The following is a 21,835-nucleotide window of genomic DNA, read 5'->3' on the forward strand; positions in this document are numbered from 1 at the left end:
TGGAACCCACAGACAAGCTAGCCCCAATGCCAATCACGTCGGGTATATCCTTGTTAAACAATGAATCCCGCACCCAACCACCCCCAGTCTGACCGTGCGAGCTCTTTCGCCGAACGCCTTGCCCGCGCCCGGCGCGATACGAGCCTGAGCGATGCCCAGCTGGGGGTCACCCGGGTCTACGACAACCCTCACAGCTACGACTTTCTGCGCAGCCACCCCGACCTTCCCGACCACCCAGACCTTCCCTTAATCGGCGAAGAGGTCCTGATTAAAGACTTGCAACAGGTCGCGGGCGAAGTCACCACGATGGGATCCGTCCACCACAGCTTCACGGCGGCCTATCACGATACGACTGCGCACCGCCTGCTAGCGGGTGGCGCAACGCTGGTAGGCGCTTCTGCCTCCGCGGAATACGGCACCACGGCCTATACCGAACCCGTCGGCATGCCCCACCCCGTCAACCCGCTGCATCCGGAGATGATGGCAGGCGGTTCGTCGGGCGGAGCGGCAGTAGCTGTCGCCCGCGGGCTGGTGAACATCGCCCACGCGACCGACGGCGGCGGGTCGATCCGCATCCCCGCGGCTTGCTGTGGCCTGGCTGCCCTGAAGCCCGCACACAACCACCAGTTCGGCACGTTTACCCCGGTGGCCCAGGGTTTCATCGCCGCGGACATCCCCACGACCGCCCGCGCCTATGGCCTACCTGCACCAGATCGGGGCACGTTGCACTTCAGCCACCCTTCCCAGCCCCTACGCATTGGCTACACCAATAAACCCTTCCACACCCGCAGCCGCGTCTCCCCCGACATCGCCGCCGCCACAGCCGCCGCTACCGCGCTGGCTACCACGCACCCACTGGTCGAATCCGTCTCGCAGGCTCCCGCCCCGTATCCGCCAGCCACATTCCAGCTCTTCCGCGAACTCATTGCTTCCCGCTGCGCAGACCTTCCCGGCACACTGTCGCCCATCACCGCGTGGCTCCGCGAGGAGGGCCGTCAGGTGCCGAAATGGCGGCGTCAACAATTAGAACAACAAATAGTCGGGCTAGACCCACAGCGGGCGTGGCAACACTTCGACGTGATCGCGACCCCTACCCTCGCGTGCGCACCCCCTCCCAATGGAGCGTTTTCGCAGCTCACCCCCGTTGACAACTTCTGGGCCCAGACCGCCTGGACCCCATGGGGCACACTGTGGAACCTCACGGGCTGGGCCAGCGTCACCCTCCCCCTCGTCGCCCCGGAACGCGTCCCCGGCCGCTGGCCCATCGCACTGCTACTGGGCGCCGTCGGCAATCGAGTCAGCGCTGCGACGTTGCTTTCCCTAGCGGACTTTCTTATGGACGCCACCTCGCACCTCCCCGCCGAAAGCCTCAGCGTCGCGGTACCGGGCGATATCGAGGCCCTGGATTTTCGCGCCAAGCCGGACAATAGCCACAACCACCATGAGCACTAAGAACGACCCAACCACCCGACACAGCGCGAGCGCCGAAACCAACCGCAGCGCGCTGCGTTGGGAGATCCTCATCGTCCTGGCGATCACCTTCGGTACCAGCGGGCTGCGCGCCATAGCGCGACTAGTGGAGGCCAGCGTCAGCCCACAAGCCCTCAACCAACAACGGGCAACGCTCAACAAAGCACAGTCCACGCTGGCCTGGCTGGATCCGGCGCTGCAATTGCTTTCCAGCGGAGTGCTGGTCGCATGGGGTGGGCTGGCGATGTTCCTTCTGCTGAGACATGCGCCCACTCCTGCGCTGGTGCGCCACTGGCGACTGCGGACGCGAGACTGGCTGCACGGCGCGGGGCTGGCGGCCATCATTGGCCTCCCTGGCCTGGCGTTCTACGCGGCTGCCGTGCATCTGGGGCTGTCGAAGCAGGTGGTTCCGACGGGGCTCGCCGAAACCTGGTGGCGCATCCCGCTGTTGGTGGTGAACTCCTGGGCCAACGGTTTTGCAGAGGAGCTGGTGGTCGTCGCGTGGCTCAGCACCCGCCTGCGGCAACTGCGTATTAGCTGGGCGTGGGTTTTCGCCGCAACCGCCATCCTGCGGGGCAGCTATCACCTGTACCAGGGCTACTCCGCCGGGGTGGGCAACATCGTGATGGGCTTGATTTACCTGTGGTATTTCAAGAAAACCGGGCGGATTTGGCCTTTGGTGATCGGCCACGGCCTGATCGATACGGTTGCCTTCGTCGGCTACGCTGCGCTGTACTGATCCGAGCTTGCTGGCGCCGAGCGTGCTGCAATTCAGCACAGCACAGCACAGCGACTGTCGTTGTCCTAGCCTGCGAGGCGCTTGCGGTTAGTATTGTGCCCATGAATTCTCGCGACAATTACGGCTCGGGCCGCAATCCTGGCAATTCCGATGGTTCGGAGTTTGCCCGGGATCGCCACGGCAAGCCCCTTCTGGATCGCTATGGGCGACCTGTGCGAAAGGGCGGGGGCGTGATCCCCCCTAGCAATAACCAGTCACCGCGTCGCGAAACGCGCAACTTGTCCGACTCGATGCATGCAGAGCGGTCGGCCCAGCCGGAACGACCAGCGCAGCCGGAAGAGCCCCAGTACCGCCGCGCAGAGCCCCAGTACCGTCGCGCAGAGCCGCAGGCGGCTCCCCCGGCAACCCATCCGCGGGCAAGCCAATGGCAGGCGCCGTCGGCACAGCCGGGGCCAGCGGATCACGCGGCTCAACCTGGACAAACGTTCGGCGATCCGCAGTTCGACAGCTCCCCTGATCGCGCTGGGCGGCGAGGTGACTCCCGCCCGGCGCGGCGCCCCCGCAGTCGCACGGCGCCACGGCCAAAGCGGCGCAAACGCTTCGGTTTCTTCAAAACGGTCGGCCTACTGCTCGCGATCGTCCTAGCATTCACCATCGGCGCGACGGTATGGATTGATACGAAGCTACAGCGCACGGATGCTTTGCAGGATTACGACGGCCGACTGGGCGGCACTAAGGGCACGAATTGGCTGCTGGTGGGTTCGGATTCCCGCGCAGGCCTCAGCAAGGAGGACGCCGACCGGCTCATGGCCGGCGAGCTCGACGATTCGGTGGGGCGCACCGATACGATTATGGTCGTTCACATCCCACGCTTCGGCGGGGACGCGACCATGCTGTCCCTGCCCCGCGATAGCTGGGTGGATATCCCCGGCCATGGACAGAATAAGCTGAACCAGGCATTCTCCCTCGGCGGTCCTGCGCTTTTGCAGCGGACGGTGGAGCAGGCGACGGGTATCCACTTGGATCACTACGCAGAGGTTGGCTTCGGCGGCTTCGCCAATGTCGTCGATTCCGTCGGTGGCGTGGAGATGTGTCTGGATGAACCGCTGGATGACCCGATGGCGGGCATCAAGTTGCAGGCCGGTTGTCAGGAGCTCGACGGCCCGACCGCGCTGGGTTATGTCCGCTCCCGCTACACCTCTGCCCGCGGCGACCTGGATCGCGTGGAGCGCCAGCGGAAGTTCCTGGCGGGGTTGTCAAAGAAGATCAAGTCCCCGGGTGTCCTACTGAACCCTTTTAAGAACCTGAAAGTCGCCGATGCGTTGAGCTCAAATATCCAGGTCAACGAGGGTGACCACGTGTGGCATCTCGCCTCGCTCGGCCTGGCGCTGGCCGGTGGCGCGAAGCAGGAGACCGTGCCGATTGCGGGCTACCAAGACACGTACGCCGGCAACGTCGCACTGTGGGACGAAGCCGGCGCCGAGGAGTTGTTCTCAAAGCTCCGCTAATTGCTCGAGCTCCGCTAGTTACTAGCGGATGGTGACCTCGCGGGACTGGATGGTCTGCTTGGCCTTCTGTTCATCGGCGCTCAGCGGCGCATCCTTGGCCAGAGCTTCCTCGATCTTCGCGTCCAGAGCCTCCAGGCCTTCCTTCCAGGAAGCGGACTCGCGGGTGCGATCCAGATCCCACACCGGTACCAGGATGCCGTGGGTGCGGAACACTCCAGCGAACTTGGAACCCTCGCCCAGGTGTAGCTCACCAGCGCCGTGCAGTCGGGCCAGAGCCTCCAGCAGCTCCTCTTCACCCTCCTGGCGAACCCAGCGGATGTGCGCCTTGTCGGACGGGTCGATCCACCACGCCGCACCCTTGATGTCGGCCTCCACGCGCTCGGACGGCAGCACGGAGTCGTTGGCGCGCTGCAGAGTAGCCGCCACCTGCGGGTTGTCACGACTCTCCTCTGGCAGCCACCAGTCGAAGTCCTGTGCAACGTTGATCTCCGCCTGGGCGTCCTTATCCAGGATGTCCGCTAGGGCGGGCTCGGTGCCGTCGGACAGGCCGACCTCCAGGGACTCGCCCGGCTGAGCCTGCTTCACCCAGTTCAGGGCGTAAGCCAGGTCGCGGTTCGGGTTGTCTCCGCGGCGCTGGGTCTGCAGCGCTACGAAGCCCTCCCCACCGTCTTCTTCCGAACGGCGCAGAGCTGCGACGGCACCCGGCAGAACGGTAACGATGGAGATCTTGTGCTCCGCGTCCTTGACCGAAGCGACGAAGTGCGCCGAAGGAACGAATTCCTGTAGGGCGATCAGGTCAGCCTCCATGGCGAAGCCATCGAAGGGGCGCGCATCCTTTTGCAGTTTGGCACGCTCGGCAGCTCGGGCAGCCAGCTTCGCCTGACGGCGGCTCATGCCTTCGGGCAGATTCTCTTGGTTCTTTTTCTTCTTAGCCACGATCCCTTATTGTACCTGGCCATACCTAGGAGATCGCGGTGACGCCCGTTTCTTCAACCACTGTCGGTGCGCTCGCTTTGTTTCCGAGATCCACGCCGTTCTCGCTATCGCGCCACATGCGCGCCCTGCCCGGGTAGTTCGTCGCCAGCCAGGTCACGCCCTGCCGTGTAGCCCACCGCACCTCGTCTTCCTTGTCCGCGGTCCACATGTAGGTGCCATCGCCGAAGCGGCCGATAATGTCCGGGCGAATCCGACCGCGGGCGACGGACAACCCGTGGGCGTCAACAACATGCAGCGCCTGCAGGCCAGGGTTGAGCATGCGCTGGTACTCACGGCGCAGCAGAATGCGGTGGATCCCCGGGTTGATCATCTTGAATCGCACCAGCGATTGGGGGCTAAAACTGATGAGGTGCACGTGCGGACTGTCCGCCAGGTGTGCCCGCTGTAGCTCGTAGTGCAGCGCGTGTTCGACCTTGGGGCCATAGCGGTTCGGGTGCTTTGTCTCGATAAATATCTCTTTTTTTATGGACGCCCCGCCGCCCTCCGCGGACAGACCTCCCGGCCGCTGGCTATGCCCTGGCTCGGCGGGCACACGCGAGGAATTGATGTCGTTGAAGAATGTCAACAGCTCGCGGAGAGTAAGTACCTGCGCGGGCTCTTCCGGGGTGCCAACGTTGAGTTCCCGCAGCTCGGCCAGCGTCATTTCGCTGATCACGCCGCTGGACTTCTTAGGCTTTTCCACCGCCACCCGGTCGATGGTGCGGTCGTGTATGCACACCAGCTCGCCATCCCTGGTCAGGCGAATGTCGCACTCGAAGCCATCCGCGCCCCTTTGCTCGGCAAGTTCATAGGCTGCCAGGGTGTGTTCAGGGCGCTCCTTGGAGGCTCCACGGTGGGCGACAATTTTCATACCCTCCATTCTTAGTGCGCCGGGGCACAACCGGCATCCGCTAAAGGCCGGTCGCCTCCAAGTTTCATTTACTGTTTACTTAACCAGCCCCGCCTCGGCCATCACCTTGCGCAGCACGGTGGCGGAGTGGTCGAACTTCTTCTTTTCCTCCGCATCCAGCTGCAGCTCCACCGCGTGGCGCACACCCTGACGGTTGATCACTGCGGGGGTTCCGATGTAGATGTCCTCGAAGCCGTATTCGCCCTCCAACAAAGTGGAGATTGGCAGCACAACATCTTGGTTGCTAAATACTGCCTGCGTGATGCGCGCCAGCCCCATGCCAATGCCGAAGCTGGTGGACCCCTTGGCCTGGATGATCTCGTAGGCCGCGTCGCGGGTCTTCACGAAGATCTCGTCGACGTCCTCGCCAGCCGACTCCCCCATCATTTCCAGCCGGTGCTGGATGGAGGTGCCCGCCACGGATCCGGCGGAGAGCACTGGCAGCTCCGTGTCGCCGTGTTCGCCGATGACATAGGCGTGCACGGAGGTCGGCGCCAGGTCGAAGTAGCGCCCCAGAGAGTAGCGGAAACGTGCGGTATCCAGGATCGTTCCGGAACCAATCACGCGGCTGGAATCCATGCCGGAGAACTTCCACGTTGCGTAACTGAGGATGTCCACCGGGTTGCTGGCGACCAGGAAGATGCCGCTGAAGCCATGTTCCATTACGTCGCCGACGATCTTCTTGAAAATGGAGGTGTTTTTCGCAACCAGGTCCAGGCGGGTCTCGCCCGGCTTCTGTGCCGCGCCCGCGCAGATGCAGACCATGGCGGCGTCTCGGCAGTCCTCGTAGGTGCCGACGGTGACGCGGGTGTTGTGGTGCGACCACGGCACTGCGTGGTTGAGGTCCTGCACGTGCCCCCAGGTCTTGCGTTCATCCAGGTCGATGATGGCCAGGTGGTCGGTCAGCCCCTGGTTAACCAGGGCGTATGCGTAAGCTACGCCGACATCACCCGCGCCGATCAGGACGATCTTGGTGCCGGGGGCCGGAGGAGTGGTGGCGTTGTTGGTGGATACTGGTGTTGGTTCCGGAGCAGTCACTGTGGTGGCCTTCTTCCTTGTTTGTTGCTTTCTAGGTTGCCTTATTGAGTTGACGCCCACACGCCAGCATAACCCGGGTGCCAGTCACGCTCACCGCAGACTTTTCTGATAATTGAACTTCCGAAACGCGGCGTCAATAACTTAATTATTCGTAAGAAAAAACCTTGCAGGAACAATATTTTCGCGTCACACTTGTTGTCATAAGCACATCCGACGTGTGAAAGGAACATTAAAAACAATGGCTAAGTACGAACTTCCCGAGCTGGACTACGCTTACGACGCACTGGAGCCCCACATCTCCGGCGAGATCATGGAGCTGCACCACACCAAGCACCACCAGAACTACGTCAACGGCGCTAACGCTGCTCTGGAGAAGCTGGAAGCTGCCCGCAAGGACGGCTCCATCGCCGGCGTAGTTACCGCACTGTCCAAGGATCTGGCTTTTAATCTGGGTGGCCACACCAACCACTCCCTGTTCTGGAAGAACCTCTCCCCGAACGGTGGCGGCGAGCCGACCGGTGAGCTGGCGGAGGCAATTAACCGCGACTTCGGTTCCTTCGAGGCTTTCAAGGATCACTTCTCCGGCGCGGCTCTGGGTCTGCAGGGCTCCGGCTGGGCAGTTCTGGGCTACGACCACATCGCTGGCAACCTGGTTGTCGAGCAGATGACCGACCAGCAGGGCAACCTGTCCATCAACCTGACCCCGCTGCTGCTGCTGGATATGTGGGAGCACGCCTTCTACCTGCAGTACAAGAACGTCAAGGCAGACTACGTCAAGGCTGTCTGGAACGTCTTCAACTGGGACGAGGTTGCTAAGCGCTTCGAGGCTGCAAAGAAGTAAGCCTCATGCGCTGCTGATTGCAGAGCCCATTGCAATGTCTATTGCAAAGCCTATTGCAATCGAACTCCAGCAAGCGTAATACTGGGTATACAACTGAATAACTTCGAAAACTCAAAAGCGAGGGCCCTGTATCCGCAGTAAAGGAAAACTGCGTTCGATACAGGGTCTTTTGCGTACCCTAGCGAAGAAGCTTTCACCCACTCTTATTCGCTTATTCGCCGAGGTACAAAGCGTGCGCAGCGTGTTCCGCAATGTGCAGAAACTGCGCACACATTGCGCACAGTCACACACTCACACACGATCTGAGATTGGAGAAGAACCATGAAGGCTCACTCTCGAAATTTCAACATTCCCCACACTGAACGCACTCATCGCCCGCGCCGCGGCCGTCGCACCCGCCAGTTCGGTGCAGCGATCGCGCTGACCGGCCTGCTGCTCGGCACCGCCGCCTGCGGCGATGACGATGAATCCCAGGCTTCCGGCAATGCCAACACTCCAGCAGCCACTGCCGCCGAGGCAGAGTCCGGTGCAGCTGGCGCGGCCGACGCACCCGAAGGCGCCAATGGCGCCAATGGCGAGCAGCCGGACACTCAAAACGTCGCAGCCTCCACCGCCGAAGCACCCAAGGGCGACCAGAACAATGGTGAAGAAAGCGGTGGCGCAGAAACCGGTGGCACAGAAGGTGGCGGCAAGGAGTGCCGCGTGAATTCGACGGCGCCGGAGATCACCAACAACATCAGCAAGCTGCCGCCGAACCCACACGGCTGGAAGCTGACTAATCAGACGAACTACAACGCGTGCTCTGACCTCAGCTACGCGCTGATCACTCAGGCCAGGCAGGGCAACGCCCAATTCGCCACCCAGCTGATGCTGTTCCACAAGGGCAAGTACATCGGCATCGCCTCCGACACGGTTCAGCAGACAGAAATCCTCAAGACCACTCCGTCCTCGGTTACCGTCCGCATGCGGGACTGGGAAGCTCTGCACGAGTCGGGTGAAGCCAACGTGGCCGCCAGCAAGTACTTCTCGGACGTAACCTTCCGCTGGGACGGCGGCAAGGTCGTGCCCGACGGCCGCATTCCGAACCAAAACCTGCCGAAGAAGATAGGCGTCTAGTTCGCCGCCCTAGCTAGCTTCGGCAGCTAGTCCCCCAGCACCCCGACGGGGCAACTCACGCCATTGGAACCGTGGTTGCAATACCCGTCGGGGTGCTTGTGTAGGTACTGCTGGTGCTCATCCTCGGCCAAGTAGTAATGCCCATCGCCGATGTTCGCCAGCTCGGCAACCTCGGTGGTGATGGCCCCAAAGCCCGCGTCGGTGAAGCGCTGCTGCCAGCCCTCGATAGCTCGCTGCACGCGCCCGAGCTGCTCAGCATCTTGTGTGTAGACGCAGGAACGGTACTGGGTTCCCACGTCGTTGCCCTGCCTGTCGCCCTGTGTCGGGTCGTGGTTTTCAAACGCGATCTGCAGCAGCTGCTCCAGGCTCACGGCTGCTTCGTCGAAAACGATCCGCACAACTTCGGCGTGCCCGGTGCGCCCGGTGCAGACCTCGCGGTAGGTGGGGTTCGGGGTATATCCGCCGGCGTAGCCCACGGAGGTTCCCCACACCCCATCCACTCCCCAAAACATGCGCTCCACACCCCAGAAGCACCCCAGCCCCAGCACTATCTGCGCAGGTCGTTCCAGCTTCCCTTCCCAGTATTTGTCTTCCAGCCCGGTCAGTGCCGTGCCCAGCACCGCATTGGGCTGCGGGTCCACCAGCACGGGCGTGCGGCCGCCCTTCAGCGCGTCATCCGGCCCTACTCTTTCGGCTCGGAAAGGCCCCTGGCTGTTGAGCGCCAGGATGCGATCGAAGAAGTTCGTCATGTCCTTTGTGCCCTCTCTGCTGTTTGTTGTCGCCGCTGTTTTTATTGACGCCGCAGTTCCCGCAGGCCCGGCGCGCCTCTGCGCAGCCACGCGCGAACCGCTGACGTTGCCACACAATCGTCGGCGTTGTAGCGCTCCAGCTTACGCCGGGCAGCTTGGGCGGTGGTGCGGGATCCGCCGATGGCCTGCTCGAACAGTTCCACTGCCGCTTTGCCGTTGATGCCCGCCTGGCTGAACTCGAAGCCAGCCAGCGGGGCGACTGTCTTCAGCCCTAGAGAATCCGTGGCCGCCAGAGCCTTTTTCACCAGGCTAAAGCAGTCGCACCAGTGTTCGGAGGTGATAAAGGCATTGACCTCCGCCAGCGTGGGCATCGTGACGCGCGCACTCGTGCCCGGAACCTCGTAGCTGCGCCCGCCGTAGCGCTCGGCGGCGTGGCGCAACCAATAGTTCTCCCCCTGCGCGGCATACACCCAGACCTGGAAGCTCTTTTCCTCCGCCAGTGCCTGATCCTTCTGTGCTTGCAGCCATTGCCAGAACTCGGCAACGTGCAGCCCTTCATCGCCGTCCCGACTGAAATCCCCGAATCCTATGTACCGGGAGCCGTCGAAAGTGCCCCAGAGGAACGTGCCGCGGTTCGGGTGAGCCTCCATGTCCACGTCGATTTCCACCCAATCCCGCTGGTCAGTGGCCGCCCCTGCGGTCTCGCCTACCCTCCGGGGCGCTCCACCCCACAACTCCGGCGCCTCGAACCAGCGGTTCTTCGGCCTGCGTAAAGCGACCTGCCCGTCCATCCATGCCTGCGCCAACTGGGGCTGTTCCCCGCTGCTCTGTGCAGCCAATTGCGGCAGGGTCTCGATACCCTTTTCCCGCCACGTGCGAGCCTTATCACCTGGCAGCAGCAGACTGATTTCTTGCGCCTGAAGCAACTGGGCACGGCAGTGATTATGGAATTCGCAGGTCCGGCACTCTTTAATCCGCCGCGGGGTGGAGGGAATCGGCTCCTCCAACGCAGCGTAAAGGCCAGGGAGCACGGAGGGGGCGTCAAAAAAGAAACAGCGTGGCTTCCCCGGCCCAGCGCGACCAATCAGCGCCACGGTGTTGGCGGCAAAACCCCATTGCTGCAGTACAACGTGGGCCATAGCGATCTTCTGCGCATCCCCAGCCACCGCGCGATGGCGATAATCAGTCGGCGCCGGCACGGCCAAACCCAACGCGTTGATGTCCGCCACTCGGCAATCCGCGAGCTGCGTTGCCTTCGCCCGGCGCGCCACGGAATGAGAGGAAATGGCGACCGGGATGTACTGCATGAACTCGTCCACGCCTTTGCCCTGATCCGCGCGCACCAGAAGATCCAACTCCACACGGAAGGGCCCCTCCGCTAGGACGGGGCGGGTGATCAGTCGCGCGCCCGAAGCCAAAGCCTCTAGGGTCTGCTCCACGGCAATATCCCGATCGGTCGGGTCGATGTCCACGCGGCTGGGGAACAACTTGTCCCCGATCCGCGGCTTGGCCGGGAGGAGTTGGAAAACCAGATTGCGGCGGATCTCGGCGTTCGCCCGGTGCTGTACGGCCTCCACATAGGCCTCTAGATCCTGCGGAATGTGTAGCCGCGGCCGCTGTGACTCTGGCCGCTGTACCTCCAGCCGCTGCGCCTTTGCCCCGCGCCGAAGTACCGCCCGGTGGCGGCAGCCCACGCAATCGCTGGGGCTGAGAGGCGGAAGATCTTCAGGCAAGCTCACAATAGTTTCTAAGCCTAGCGCGTCGGCCGGACGTGAACGCACCGTGGCTGGCACCTCCATAGCGGCCTGCCCGGGTGTCGAAGTAAGGTGAAGCGCGTACAGTAAAGATGTTTCTTAAGTAATCTGGTTGAACAGTAAGACAGATCAATACGCATCGGAGTGACATGGGACTGCTCAGCGGTATGCGCAAGCGCCGTCAGGAAAAGAAAGCCGTCGAAAAGGCCGCGAAGGTTCGGGCCAAGGCTCAGGTGAAGGCCGACTCGAAGCTGGAGAAGCGCAAGGAGGCCTACCTGCGAAAGACTGCTAAGCAGGTGCGCAAGATGGATGCCAAGGAGATCAAGGCACAGCGCAAGCACAACGAGAAGATGGCGAAGGCCTCGCTGGAGCAAATCAAGGCCGGGCGCTTCAACTCCAAGAACGTGCTGCGTATTGCGGGGGCTGCCCGCGTTGCCGCTCCTTTTGCCATACCGCTGTTCTACCGCGGGGTGACCGCGCTGCAGGAGGCCACGAACGGCGCTACTGCCCGCCGCAGCGGCCTGGCCACCAAGGCCACTGCCCAGTTCCCTGGCGACGGCGGCCTGCAGCAGGCTCGCATCAACCGCATCCGCAAGTCTCTGGATAAGGGGCTGCCCTCGGGATTTGCCAAGGATATTTCCGAGCGCATGGATGATCTGGATAATGCGGTCGAGAATTCCCGCTCGATGAACGAGGACCAGGGCAAGCGCGTGCTGCGCTCTGTGTCCAACGAGCTGGATCTGGTCGAAGCGCAGATTAAGGCTAAGCGCGACTAAATAGGGCGCAACTAAATCTTGCGCAGCTTAAGCTGAGCCAGACCCCAGAAGACGGGGGGCGTTCGCCAAGCAAAACCTGAGTGAACATGGTTTTATAAATCCATGACGAACAACCCCACGGAAAATTCCACCCCGGCTCAGTCCGGGCAGTTTACCCGCCGCCAGGTTCTGCAGACTGGCGCCGCCGGTGCCGCCGCAGTCGGAATCGGCTCTATCGCAGCTAACTCCGCCGCTTCGGCCAGCCCATTGGGCTCCTCCAAGCCGGCCAACCCGCCGATCAATATGAAGATGGGCAAGGAAGCATTCCAGCACGGCGTGGCCTCCGGCGACCCGTACCCGGATAGCGTGCTGCTGTGGACCCGCGTTACCTCCAACGAGAACGACTACCCCGGCCTGGAAAAGGGGCAGACCACCACCGTGAAGTGGGAGGTCGCCACCGATAGCAAGTTCACCACAGTCGTCACCTCCGGCACCGCGAAGGCAGAACCTTCCCGCGATATGACCGTGAAGGTCGAAGCCCGCGGCTTGAAGCCTTTCACCGGCTACTTCTACCGCTTCATCACCATCGACGGCCCACGCAAGGGCCAGACTTCCCCCGTGGGCAAGACCCGCACCGCACCGGCCAAGGGCGCGGACGTTTCCGAGCTCCGCTTCGCCCTGTTTAGCTGCTCTAACTGGGAGGCTGGATACTTCAGCGCCTACCGTGACATGGCCAAGCGCGGCGATATCGACTACGCCCTGCACGTCGGCGATTACATCTACGAGTACCCGCGCGGCGAGTACACCGGTAAGACCGGTTCGGTTCGCCTGCACGAACCGGCTAACGAGATCAAGTCCCTGGCCGACTACCGCCAGCGCTACGCCCTGCACCACACCGACAAGGATCTGCAGGCCGCACACGCTTCCTGCCCGTGGATCGTCACCTGGGATGACCACGAGGTCGCCAACGACACCTGGTCCAACGGTGCGGAGAACCACCAGCCGGACAAGGAGGGCGACTTCATCGCCCGCCGCAACAACGCGATGCAGGCCTACCTGGAGTGGCTGCCGATCCGCGCTACCCCGCTGTCCGAGAAGGGCCACATTTACCGCAACCTGTCCTTCGGCAACCTGGTCGAGCTGAACATGCTGGATCTGCGCACCTACCGCAACGAAAAGCCCGGCTTTACCTCTGCACGTAAGACCGACGACAAGTCCCGCACCATGCTGGGTTCGGAGCAGTTCGGTTGGCTGACCAAGAAGCTGTCTACCTCTTCCGCCCGTTGGAACTTCATCGGCAACTCCGTCATGATCAGCCCGGTTCTGATCCCGCCGCTGGATCCGGAGGCCACCAAGGCCGTCACCCAGCTGCTGGGTCTGCCGGAGGAAGGCATGCCGTACAACCTGGATCAGTGGGATGGCTATGCCGCCGAGCGCCGTCGCGTGACCAAGTACCTGCTGGATAACAACATCCGCAACACCGTGTGGCTGACCGGCGACATTCACTCTTCCTGGGCCTGCGACATTCCCGCTGCCCCGGGAACCTACCCGCGCGGTGGTGTTGCAGGTGTGGAGATCGTCTGCACCTCCGTGACCTCCTCCAACATCGACGACATCCTCAAGCTGCCGGAGGATAACGCGCTGTCCCACACCGTGGAGTACGCCTTTACCAACCTGAACCGCCACGTGAAGTACCTGGACTTCGATTCCCACGGTTACACCGTTGTGCGCGTGACGAAGGATGCGGTGGACGCAAACTGGATGGCGCTGGGCCCGGACGGCAAGCTGAAGCCGAACCAGCCGCTGCACTTTGCCAAGGCAGCCAGCGCGAAGTGGGGCGAGGGAATCCACACCTCCAACGTGCGAATCAACCCGGCTGATCACTCTGCTCGCTAAAAGCTGCCCACTTAAAGCCTTTTAAGCGCTTTAAGCAAATGCCTCCAGGTCACCCCCTGGGGGTATTTTTTATGTCGATATATCTTTTATCGACGCCCCGTTTCCAGCACTTTTCATATTCAATAAAGATTATGCAATACATTGCATTGCAATCTGTCGCTCAGTTACTACACTAAGTATCAGAACATTAACAATCCTTAAAAGAAGGGAATGCACTGATGGCACGCCGCGAAATTACCCAATTCTTTGACGACCTGGACGATACTCCATTGGCTGAGGATCAGGTCAACGTCGTCGATTTCAGCCTGAATGGCGTTGATTACACGCTGGATCTGTCCGCAAAGAACCGCGAGGCATTTGATAAGGCTCTGGAGCCTTTCATCAAGGTCGCCCGCCGCAAGACCCGCGCCGGTGTAGCCGGTCGTCGTGTGGCTTCCCGCAGCGCTAATCCGGAGCGCAACCGGATGATCCGCGAATGGGCTAGGGAAAACAACATCGAGGTCTCCGAGCGCGGACGCATTTCCGCCGATGTTATCGAGAAGTTTGAAAAGGCCCAGGGACAGTAAAGAAATCACCGTCTAGGGTATTTTCGGTTTTATGGGAGATCTGAGGAATCCGATACTGGGGCGTCACAAAGCAAAAAGGGCACCCCTTACGCTGGTAGCAGCGACCGCAATGGCATTTAGCCTGAGCGCCTGTGGGGATAACTCGGGGAACGGTCCGGCAGACAGCGCCACCTCCTCTACGGAGCGCACCGTCGACCCCGTCAAGGGGACGGAACTGCCGATTGAGGCAACCCCGGAAAAGGTAGGCCAGGGCGGCCAGGAGGTCTGCCCCTACCTGGACGGCGACTGGCTGCAGAATACTAACGGCCAGCGCCTCACCGGCACCGGTACGGATGAACGCTTCGACCCCCCGGCCTGCGTGTTCTGGTCCTATGAGGACTACCCGCAGGCAACGGTGATGGTGCGCCACATGCGCACGAACTCCGACGCAATTGCGGTAGTCGACCACGCCGCACCAATCGATTCAACCCTGAAGGCGCTAGAGCCAAAGGGATGGAGCGGCGGGCGCCGTGGCGGTGACGGTAAAACTGGTGCCGTGTACGCCGTGTGGAAGGACGAAACGGCAGTGGTGGTGACTACCGCCCAGGAACAGTCCGTGAAGGCGCAGAAGATCGCCGAAGAGACGATCAAGAACCTGAAGCTCTAGCTGCTAAAGCCCCAGCGCCCTTTGCGCGTCCGCGATGCGCAGCGCCCCCTCCGAGACCCCCACGTCCGTCCACGGCATCATCGGCCCCACCCAGGGGAAAACGACTTCCATCAGCAGGAAGAAGATGCCCACCAGCAGAACCAGGACGATAAATAGCTTCACCCACCACGGGCCTGGCAGGTTGCGCCACAGCATCGCGTACATTTAGGCTCCCTCCGTCAGCTCTTTAGGTGTACTACCGGCCTTCTTCGGCTCGGAGCGGACAAGTGCCGCGTGGACGATCATGCGCTCCTTATTGGAGAACTGCGGGTGGCACGTCGTCATTGTCAGCAGCCCCGCATCCCCCGGGCGCACCTCGATACGCTGTTGTCCTGGGACGGGGTTGATCACGTTAATGTCGCTGGGGGTGGTGATGTATCGGCCATTGACGCCCGCGTATTCGCCGCTGGAGATCTTCTGCGCCAGCTCGGGGGGCATGCATTTTTCGGCCTCCGCCTTCCGGTTTCCGGGGGCGGCGTCGATCGGCAGCACACGGTAGATGTTCCAGGTGCCTGCGGTCTCCACGACCACGGCATCGCAGGTGTTCAGAAGGCCAAGGTCATTGAAGGGGGAACCGCGCCCCACGCGGTGGCCCGCCATAGCGAAGTTGCCCGGCTTTCCCGGGGCTTGGCTGTCCTCGTAGTGGCCCGGCCCTTTGTTCAGATCGTCGTCGGCCACGCCCTTGACGATGGAAAAGTTGAAGTCCGATCCGAAAGAGGGGATGTAGAGCCGGGCAAACGCCGCGCCCTCCGCCGGCTCAGTCAGCGGGCGGGGATTCTTGTCATCCCATTGGTCGTCTAGCTCCCGGGCAACGGCGGCTTGTTCGCGGCCGGACTGGATATCGGTCCAAAAGACGTCCCAGAATCCAAATAGCAGCGCAATCACGCCGAAAGTAATAAGGAGTTCACCGATTACGCTAATTGGATCGAGTCGCTTGCTCGTTCTCGCTGCCTTCCGGTGTCGTCCCATGCGACACATCGTACTACGTTTCCCCGTTTCTTATGCTTCCCAATCTGGCATTAGTAATGCCCCCCTCCATATCCCGCAAGGTACCTGGTTGGCGGGTAAGCTCCTCTGCATGAAGATCGTCGAGTATCCCGTTGCGCTTTTCTTGAAGGCTTGGCACTATCTTTTTGCTGATATCTTCGGTTGGGATGCTGCGCAGTCGTGGCTGTTGGCACTAATTCTTCTTATTGTCACTGTGCGTGGTTTGCTTTTGCCCTTCGTCTACCGGCAGTCGTATTCCAGCCGCATTCTGGTGAATATCCGCCCGAAGGTCTATCGACTAGAGCAGGAATACAGCGGGAAGGATCCCGAGACCCGTAAGGAGCTGGCTAGGAAGCGCCGCGAACTACAAAAGGAACACGAATACCGATTTTCGGATGGTTGCATTCCTGCGCTGGTTCAGCTTCCTGTTTTGCTGGGCCTGTACCGCATGCTGATCCACGTCACCAGTCCGGATCCGGAGGTCAAGGCGGCGGTCAATGGCTTCGGCCCACTCAATGCCGAAGAAGTACAGTCATTGCTTTCCGCAAAGCTCTTCGGGGTTCCTCTGGCGGCCTATGTGCAAATGTCGGATGAGCAATTTGCAGAAATCCACACCACGATGGAACAGGTCTTTTGGGTAGTGTTCCCCATGGCCATTCTGGCCGCGATTTTCACCACCTCTAACTGGGCTTATTCCATGTACCGCAATTACCGCACGGTCGACCACAACTCTGTGTTGGCCCGCGGCTTGCTGAAGTTGATGTGGCTGATCGGCCCGGTTGTGCTGATCGCGCCGTTCACTATCGCCCTGGGCGCGGTGGGCCCGGTCGCGCTGATGATCTACTGGGTGGGCAATAACCTATGGACCACCACGCAGACAATCACTCTGCAGCGCCACCTGGACCGCAAGCTCCCCTACACGGAGGAGTTCCTGGAACACCACCAGAAGATGAAGGTCAACCTTATCGAGCGGAAGAAGGATAAGAAGGCGGGTCGCAAGGCGAAGAAGCGAGCTACGGCGGACTCCCCCGAGGAGCCTTCCGAGGGCTAAATGTTGTAGCTCATCGGCGCGGTGAGCAGCAGTTGCTTCGCCAACCCGCGTGCGGTTTCTAGTGGCACAGTGTTGCGCGACATTTTCGCACCGCTAAGGCCGCCGTCCATGAACACCATCAGTTGGTCGGCCAGCGTCTGGGACGCATAGCCGAAGCGCTCGGTCAGCAGCTCGGCCATCGTGTCGCGGCACCAGCGCCGGTAGTCCATCGCCGCGTCGCGGATACGCTGTTCCGAGTCCGTCTCTGGGCGCGGGTATTCGCTGGCCGCGTTTTGGAAGTGCGAGCCGCGGAAGTTATTATCCGGTTCCTGCTGAATGCACAGGTCAAAGAAGGCAATGATGCGATCCTCGGGGCTTTCGCGCGGGTCAGCCAGCGCGTGCCAGTCGTCGCGCCATTTCTGGTCGAGCTCCCGCAGGTAGGCAACCACCAGATTGTCCTTCGACCCGAAGAGCGAGTACAGGCTGGCTTTCGCCACGTCCGCGTCGCGCAGAATGCGGTCGATGCCGATTACGCGGATTCCCTGGGTGGTAAAGAGGTTCGTGGCGCTGGCCAGCAGGCGTTGCCGAGGGCCAGGGCGGTTACGGCGACCGGAGCGAGCAGCCTGCTTGGTTGCCTTCTTCGCCGTTTTCTTCGCTGCCTTCTTGGTAGTTTTTGTAGCGGTTTTGGCGCTCGTCTTTTTTATGGACGCCCCGTCGCGTGCGCCGGCGGAAGAATCAGAGGTGGCCGCGGATCCCGACTCGCGGGATTTGTCGTCTGCCGTTGCCATCCACTTGTCTCCTTCTCTGCATGGCTACTTTTCAGGTTTGTTTACTTGCTTTAGTCTACAAAATCCTGCAGGGCCACCAGAACCCTACAGGACTTGTAGTTTATTCCCTAGCGCTTCTTGCTGTCCTTTGGGCGTACAACCATCAGCGGGCACGGGGAGTACTGCAGCAAGGTGCGGGAGGTAGATCCCAGCAGCATTCCCTTGAATCCGCCGCGGCCGTGGGAGCCGACGATCAGCAGCTGAGCGTCCTTGGCGGCCTCGGTGAGGGACTGCACTGGGCGCTCGCGCTCCACGATCTCCTCAACCTGCACGCTGGGGAACTCCTTGATGAGGTCCTTCAGCTCGTCCTCCATCATGTCCTGACGCTCGACGATCATGCGATCCATCTGGTTCTGGGCATCGACCAGACCGACGTAGGAGGTGTGGATCTGGGAATCGGTCCAGGAGTGGATTGCACGCAGCAGGGCACCACGCGCCTCGGCCTCGCGGAAAGCGATACGCAGTGCCTGACGCGATACCTCGGAGCCGTCCACGCCCACCACGACGGGACCGTACTTGTTTTCCGCGGTCACGTCGTTATCCTTGCGGACCACCACGACCGGGCAGTCGGCGTGGGAGACCACGGCGCTGGAAACGGAGCCCATGACCAGGCCGGACAGGCCACCGAGGCCACGGGAACCCATGACGATCATCTCCGCGGTGGTGGATAGATCCAGCAGCGTATCGATCGGGGCGCCTTCCTTCACCAGGTAGCTAACCTCAACCTCTTCACTGAAATCGCTGACGATCTTGTGGGCGTTTTCGATCTTGTCAACCGCCTCGCTTTCGAGCTCGTCGTAGAGTTCCTGCGGGGGCACCATCCCGTCGGCGTACATGAATTGCGGCATGGTGTAGGCGCTGACCAGCTTCAACGGCTGCTTGCGCTTGAGGGCTGCGTTCGCTGCCCACCTAACGGCTTCGTTGCTGGCATCGGAACCGTCAACCGCAACGATGATTTCCTTATCGCTCGTGGTAGCCATGGGAAATGATCCTTCCTTGCAGGGCATTATTCGATTTGTCCTTCAACACTTCCCATTATCCTGAAAAGCAGTAATGAATGCAGGAAGGTGCCTGATTCGCCCCTATTTTCGGGACATATCAGGCACCTTGTGAGTGATTCGTGAATGGTCGGTGTAGTTGGTCAGTGAGTGTGGTCGGTGTAGTTGATCAGATGATTAGCGACGAGTGGTGTCCGGCAGCGGAACGTCATCAGCAGCAGGGGCGTTGGACGGGGAGAAGAACTCCAGCAGCGTGCGGAAGATGTTCAGCAGAACACCGCCCAGCTCGCTCTTGAACAGGTTAGACAGGGAACCGGTAATTGCAGCAATATCCATGCCGGGTAGCATAACGGATTGATGGGACCTTTACCAGTAAAAAGGGGCTTAAATCCTACGCGGATCCTTGTTCCCCCAGCTACCGACACGCCGTGGGTGGCAAAAGATTTTTTGTGGCACCTCATTTCTTCCCAGCGTCACCGCGCAAAAGATGATGATTTTAGTGCTGTTTTAGATCGCTTTGCTGCAGGGGAAGTCTGCCTGGATTCCGGCACCCCCATCGCCCCGGACGACGTCCTACGCCCGGGAAGCTTCATTAACTTCTATCGTCGCCCAGCCCCGGAGCGCCCCGTCCCCGGCGAGATCACGGTGCTGCACCAGGACCGAGACATTGTCGTCATTGATAAGCCCCCTTTCCTGGCGACCCTCCCGCGTGGCCAGCACATCACGGAAACTGCGCTAGTGAAGGCTCGCGTTCAGCTCGGCATCCCAGAGCTCTCCCCTTCCCATCGCCTCGATCGCCACACCCGTGGCGTGCTGCTGATGACCGCCCGCCCGGAGGTCCGCGGCGCCTACCAGACGATGTTCGAGCGCCGTATCCCCCACAAGGTCTACGAGGCGCTCACTCCCCTGCCCAACGAGGCTCCCTTCGCCCCGATCGCCCCTCTGGCCGATTGGCGTTCGTGGGATCCACCCACGCCGGAGCGCCCCTGGCGCCTGGAACACAGCATGTCCAAAACACGTGGGCATCTCAGCACCATCCTCACCGATGGCCCTCCCAATGCGCTCACCGTGGTCTCTGGACTGCGCACGGAGTGCCGCGACGGCCGGGAGGTCCTGGTTTGGCGACTGGAGCCCCGCACCGGCAAGACCCACCAGCTGCGTGTCGTCCTGCGCTCGCTTGGTCTGCCGATTCTGAACGATCCTCTCTACACCGAGCTCACGGACGCAGCGCTGTTTAGCATGGACGCCCCTACGCCCCGGCCGGTTTACGCGGAGGACGAGGACTTTAGCGCTCCCATGGGGCTCATCGCCAAGGAGCTCCACTTCCCCGACCCGTTGACTGGCCAGCAGCGAAAGTTCATCAGCAACTTCTAGCTTTAATCTTCCAGCTTTACGGTAACGCCCCGCAGGATCCGAGCCGTGTAGAGGGAACCCGCCGCCAGCACGACCACGACCAACCCGGAAACCAGGGCGAAGGCATGTGAGTAGGCCGTACCCGCAGCGGCGAGCAAAGGTTCAGTCCAGCTAGCTTCGGTGGAGTGCGCGATGTGCACGGCAGAGTGCAGGCTCTCCCCCGCCGACTCGGGCGCGCCGGCCGGCAGAACAAACAGTGCCGAATACAGTGCCGTCACCAAGCTGCCCAGAACGGCAATCGAGGTCAGAGATCCGAATTCGTAGCTGACTTCCTCCACTGAGGAGGCCATGCCTGCCCGGTGGCTGGGCACGCCAGAGATCATTGCGATGGAAGCTACGGCCATCACCGCGCCCAGCCCCATGCCCTTGATAAATAGGCCGCTGAGAAGAATGGGCGTCCAACCCCAAAAACCATAAAGGCATACGATCGCCGCACCGATCGTGGCTACGCCGAACCCTCCGGCGATCAGGCGGCGAATGCCGAACTGCGCCAGGCGCGCGCCGGCGTAGATCGATGTGGCCAGAGCACCCATGGCCGCGAAAGTCACGTACACACCGGAACGCAGGGGGGATAGACCGTCCGCGAGCTGCAGCTTCTGCGTGATGACGTACTGCAGCCCCGCGAGGGCGAACATCGACAGCGCGGCACCCAAAGCGCCGGAGCGGAACGCGGGGTAGCGGAAAATGTCGAGGGTGATGAGGGGTTGTTCTAACCCTTCTTGACGCCGCGTAAAGGCCCAGCCAGCTAGGACGAGCAGTACGGCAGCCACGCCGATGATTGGCCAATTCTGCGGAGCATGCGTGCCTTCCTTGATGAGCATCACCGCACTGACCAGGGTGATCATCGCGTAGACGGAGGAACTGAAATCCCAGTGCTTGTCCGGGTTTGCACGGTCGGGCGGGGCCACAAAAGGCACCGCGACAAGGGCTGCGATCACCAGCGGGACGTTAACGAGGAAACAAGAGCCCCACCAATACGCTTCCAGCAATAGCCCGCCGACGATGGGGCCGAGGGTTGCAGAGACAGTGGACAAGCTGCCCCATATGCCGATGGCCAGGTTCAACTCTGCGGGATTGGTGAAGGTAAGCCGGATCAGCGATAACGTGGACGGCATCATCGTAGCGCCTCCCACGGCAAGCAAGGCTCGCCCCAGAATGAGCATCGCGGCGCTTGGCGCAAAGGCCGCCAGCAGTGAGGCGCATCCGAAGATGATGAGGCCTGCAATGAACATCCGCCGGTGGCCGATCTTGTCCCCGAGCGTGCCGGTCCCGAGAAGTAGGCCGGCGATGACGATCGCGTAGATATTGACGATCCAGAGCTGTTGCGTGCTGGTGGCGCCAAGGTCTTCGACGAGACTAGGGAGTGCTGTGTACAGAATGGTGTTGTCGAGCGTAATGATGGTGATGCCTACGCCGACGGTGGCTAAGAGCAGCCAGCGTTGGAGGGGACCCGTATTAGCCGACTGCGCGTTCATAGGGGTGACTTTACCAATGCCGATTAGGACTGGAAAATGGGAAAATAGGGCATGAAAAAAAGGGAGTGTCTACGCGTAATGCGTACACACTCCCTTAATCTTT

Annotated in this window: 22 protein-coding genes; 11 read left to right on the forward strand and 11 right to left on the reverse strand. The window is 61.4% G+C overall.

Annotated elements, in window-relative coordinates; translation table 11 throughout:
- Nucleotides 1–60: 60 nt before the first annotated feature.
- The 3 genes from CRD15_RS03335 to CRD15_RS03345 all read left to right on the forward strand — a co-directional run bounded on the left by CRD15_RS03335 (nucleotide 61) and on the right by CRD15_RS03345 (nucleotide 3,717).
- On the forward strand, nucleotides 61–1,452 hold the full coding sequence (locus CRD15_RS03335; RefSeq protein ID WP_187401897.1) for an amidase: 1,392 nt from the start codon (nucleotides 61–63) through the stop codon (nucleotides 1,450–1,452).
- Nucleotides 1,442–2,209 (forward strand): CPBP family intramembrane glutamic endopeptidase, encoded by a 768-nt coding sequence (locus CRD15_RS03340; protein ID WP_051892182.1) that lies wholly within the window; start codon nucleotides 1,442–1,444, stop codon nucleotides 2,207–2,209. Before CRD15_RS03335 ends, CRD15_RS03340 begins: the two co-directional genes overlap by 11 nt.
- A 101-nt stretch (nucleotides 2,210–2,310) precedes the next feature.
- Nucleotides 2,311–3,717: an LCP family protein gene (locus tag CRD15_RS03345; protein WP_187401898.1), complete on the forward strand. Its 1,407-nt coding sequence runs from the start codon at nucleotides 2,311–2,313 to the stop codon at nucleotides 3,715–3,717.
- 21 nt (nucleotides 3,718–3,738) lie between these two features.
- Here CRD15_RS03345 and CRD15_RS03350 read toward each other — a convergent pair whose 3' ends face one another.
- The 3 genes from CRD15_RS03350 to CRD15_RS03360 form a co-directional block, all read right to left on the reverse strand.
- The gene (locus CRD15_RS03350; protein WP_222866398.1) at nucleotides 3,739–4,611 is read right to left on the reverse strand and encodes a DUF5926 family protein; all 873 of its coding nucleotides are present in this window, start codon (nucleotides 4,609–4,611) and stop codon (nucleotides 3,739–3,741) included.
- A gap of 67 nt (nucleotides 4,612–4,678) precedes the next feature.
- Nucleotides 4,679–5,563 carry a glycerophosphodiester phosphodiesterase family protein gene (locus CRD15_RS03355; RefSeq protein ID WP_035007995.1) on the reverse strand — a complete coding sequence of 295 codons (885 nt, stop codon included), beginning with the start codon at nucleotides 5,561–5,563 and terminating at the stop codon, nucleotides 4,679–4,681.
- A 75-nt stretch (nucleotides 5,564–5,638) separates the two neighbouring features.
- Complete coding sequence (locus CRD15_RS03360; RefSeq protein WP_187401899.1) at nucleotides 5,639–6,640, reverse strand: L-lactate dehydrogenase; 1,002 nt, start codon at nucleotides 6,638–6,640, stop codon at nucleotides 5,639–5,641.
- Between the two features lie 238 nt (nucleotides 6,641–6,878).
- Between CRD15_RS03360 and CRD15_RS03365 the strand changes: the two genes are divergently transcribed.
- Both CRD15_RS03365 and CRD15_RS03370 read left to right on the forward strand, forming a co-directional pair.
- Nucleotides 6,879–7,481 carry a superoxide dismutase gene (locus CRD15_RS03365; RefSeq protein ID WP_034968400.1) on the forward strand — a complete coding sequence of 201 codons (603 nt, stop codon included), beginning with the start codon at nucleotides 6,879–6,881 and terminating at the stop codon, nucleotides 7,479–7,481.
- A gap of 321 nt (nucleotides 7,482–7,802) precedes the next feature.
- Nucleotides 7,803–8,597 carry an LppP/LprE family lipoprotein gene (locus tag CRD15_RS03370; protein WP_034968397.1) on the forward strand — a complete coding sequence of 265 codons (795 nt, stop codon included), beginning with the start codon at nucleotides 7,803–7,805 and terminating at the stop codon, nucleotides 8,595–8,597.
- Between the two features lie 26 nt (nucleotides 8,598–8,623).
- Here the strand turns inward: CRD15_RS03370 and msrA are convergent, their stop codons facing one another.
- On the reverse strand, nucleotides 8,624–9,346 hold the full coding sequence (gene msrA / locus CRD15_RS03375; protein WP_034976300.1) for a peptide-methionine (S)-S-oxide reductase MsrA: 723 nt from the start codon (nucleotides 9,344–9,346) through the stop codon (nucleotides 8,624–8,626).
- A gap of 41 nt (nucleotides 9,347–9,387) precedes the next feature.
- Nucleotides 9,388–11,085: a TM0106 family RecB-like putative nuclease gene (locus CRD15_RS03380; RefSeq protein WP_370546769.1), complete on the reverse strand. Its 1,698-nt coding sequence runs from the start codon at nucleotides 11,083–11,085 to the stop codon at nucleotides 9,388–9,390.
- A gap of 164 nt (nucleotides 11,086–11,249) precedes the next feature.
- Between CRD15_RS03380 and CRD15_RS03385 the strand changes: the two genes are divergently transcribed.
- From CRD15_RS03385 to CRD15_RS03400, 4 genes are all read left to right on the forward strand, one after another.
- Nucleotides 11,250–11,876 carry a DUF6474 family protein gene (locus CRD15_RS03385; RefSeq protein ID WP_034968392.1) on the forward strand — a complete coding sequence of 209 codons (627 nt, stop codon included), beginning with the start codon at nucleotides 11,250–11,252 and terminating at the stop codon, nucleotides 11,874–11,876.
- A 102-nt stretch (nucleotides 11,877–11,978) separates the two neighbouring features.
- The gene (locus CRD15_RS03390) at nucleotides 11,979–13,751 is read left to right on the forward strand and encodes an alkaline phosphatase (RefSeq protein WP_187401900.1); all 1,773 of its coding nucleotides are present in this window, start codon (nucleotides 11,979–11,981) and stop codon (nucleotides 13,749–13,751) included.
- A gap of 218 nt (nucleotides 13,752–13,969) precedes the next feature.
- On the forward strand, nucleotides 13,970–14,317 hold the full coding sequence (locus CRD15_RS03395; protein ID WP_034968386.1) for an Lsr2 family protein: 348 nt from the start codon (nucleotides 13,970–13,972) through the stop codon (nucleotides 14,315–14,317).
- A gap of 109 nt (nucleotides 14,318–14,426) precedes the next feature.
- Nucleotides 14,427–14,963 carry a DUF2020 domain-containing protein gene (locus CRD15_RS03400; RefSeq protein ID WP_051892181.1) on the forward strand — a complete coding sequence of 179 codons (537 nt, stop codon included), beginning with the start codon at nucleotides 14,427–14,429 and terminating at the stop codon, nucleotides 14,961–14,963.
- Between the two features lie 3 nt (nucleotides 14,964–14,966).
- Here CRD15_RS03400 and CRD15_RS03405 read toward each other — a convergent pair whose 3' ends face one another.
- Together CRD15_RS03405 and CRD15_RS03410 are read right to left on the reverse strand one after the other, a co-directional pair.
- Nucleotides 14,967–15,167: a hypothetical protein gene (locus CRD15_RS03405; protein WP_034981535.1), complete on the reverse strand. Its 201-nt coding sequence runs from the start codon at nucleotides 15,165–15,167 to the stop codon at nucleotides 14,967–14,969.
- Nucleotides 15,168–15,971 (reverse strand): class E sortase, encoded by an 804-nt coding sequence (locus CRD15_RS03410; protein WP_187401901.1) that lies wholly within the window; start codon nucleotides 15,969–15,971, stop codon nucleotides 15,168–15,170.
- 109 nt (nucleotides 15,972–16,080) lie between these two features.
- On the opposite strand from CRD15_RS03410, the gene yidC reads away from it, so the two are divergent.
- Entirely contained in the window at nucleotides 16,081–17,040 is a 960-nt protein-coding gene (yidC, locus tag CRD15_RS03415) for a membrane protein insertase YidC (protein ID WP_051879653.1), read from the forward strand.
- Here the strand turns inward: yidC and CRD15_RS03420 are convergent.
- From CRD15_RS03420 to CRD15_RS03430, 3 genes are all read right to left on the reverse strand, one after another.
- Nucleotides 17,037–17,807, reverse strand: a complete 771-nt coding sequence (locus CRD15_RS03420) for a TetR/AcrR family transcriptional regulator (protein WP_034968377.1) — start codon at nucleotides 17,805–17,807, stop codon at nucleotides 17,037–17,039. The two genes, yidC and CRD15_RS03420, sit on opposite strands and share 4 nt — an antisense overlap.
- Nucleotides 17,808–17,914: 107 nt before the next feature.
- Entirely contained in the window at nucleotides 17,915–18,826 is a 912-nt protein-coding gene (locus CRD15_RS03425) for a universal stress protein (protein ID WP_034968360.1), read from the reverse strand.
- Between the two features lie 195 nt (nucleotides 18,827–19,021).
- On the reverse strand, nucleotides 19,022–19,180 hold the full coding sequence (locus CRD15_RS03430) for a hypothetical protein (RefSeq protein WP_168163070.1): 159 nt from the start codon (nucleotides 19,178–19,180) through the stop codon (nucleotides 19,022–19,024).
- A 96-nt stretch (nucleotides 19,181–19,276) separates the two neighbouring features.
- Between CRD15_RS03430 and CRD15_RS03435 the strand changes: the two genes are divergently transcribed.
- Complete coding sequence (locus tag CRD15_RS03435; protein WP_043012787.1) at nucleotides 19,277–20,218, forward strand: pseudouridine synthase; 942 nt, start codon at nucleotides 19,277–19,279, stop codon at nucleotides 20,216–20,218.
- A gap of 2 nt (nucleotides 20,219–20,220) precedes the next feature.
- Here CRD15_RS03435 and CRD15_RS03440 read toward each other — a convergent pair whose 3' ends face one another.
- Nucleotides 20,221–21,732, reverse strand: coding sequence for an MFS transporter (locus tag CRD15_RS03440; RefSeq protein ID WP_187401902.1), 1,512 nt, complete (start codon nucleotides 21,730–21,732; stop codon nucleotides 20,221–20,223).
- Nucleotides 21,733–21,835: the final 103 nt, after the last annotated feature.

Origin of the sequence: Corynebacterium sp. LK28 (assembly GCF_014335105.1) — a bacterium.
GTDB lineage: Bacteria > Actinomycetota > Actinomycetes > Mycobacteriales > Mycobacteriaceae > Corynebacterium > Corynebacterium macclintockiae.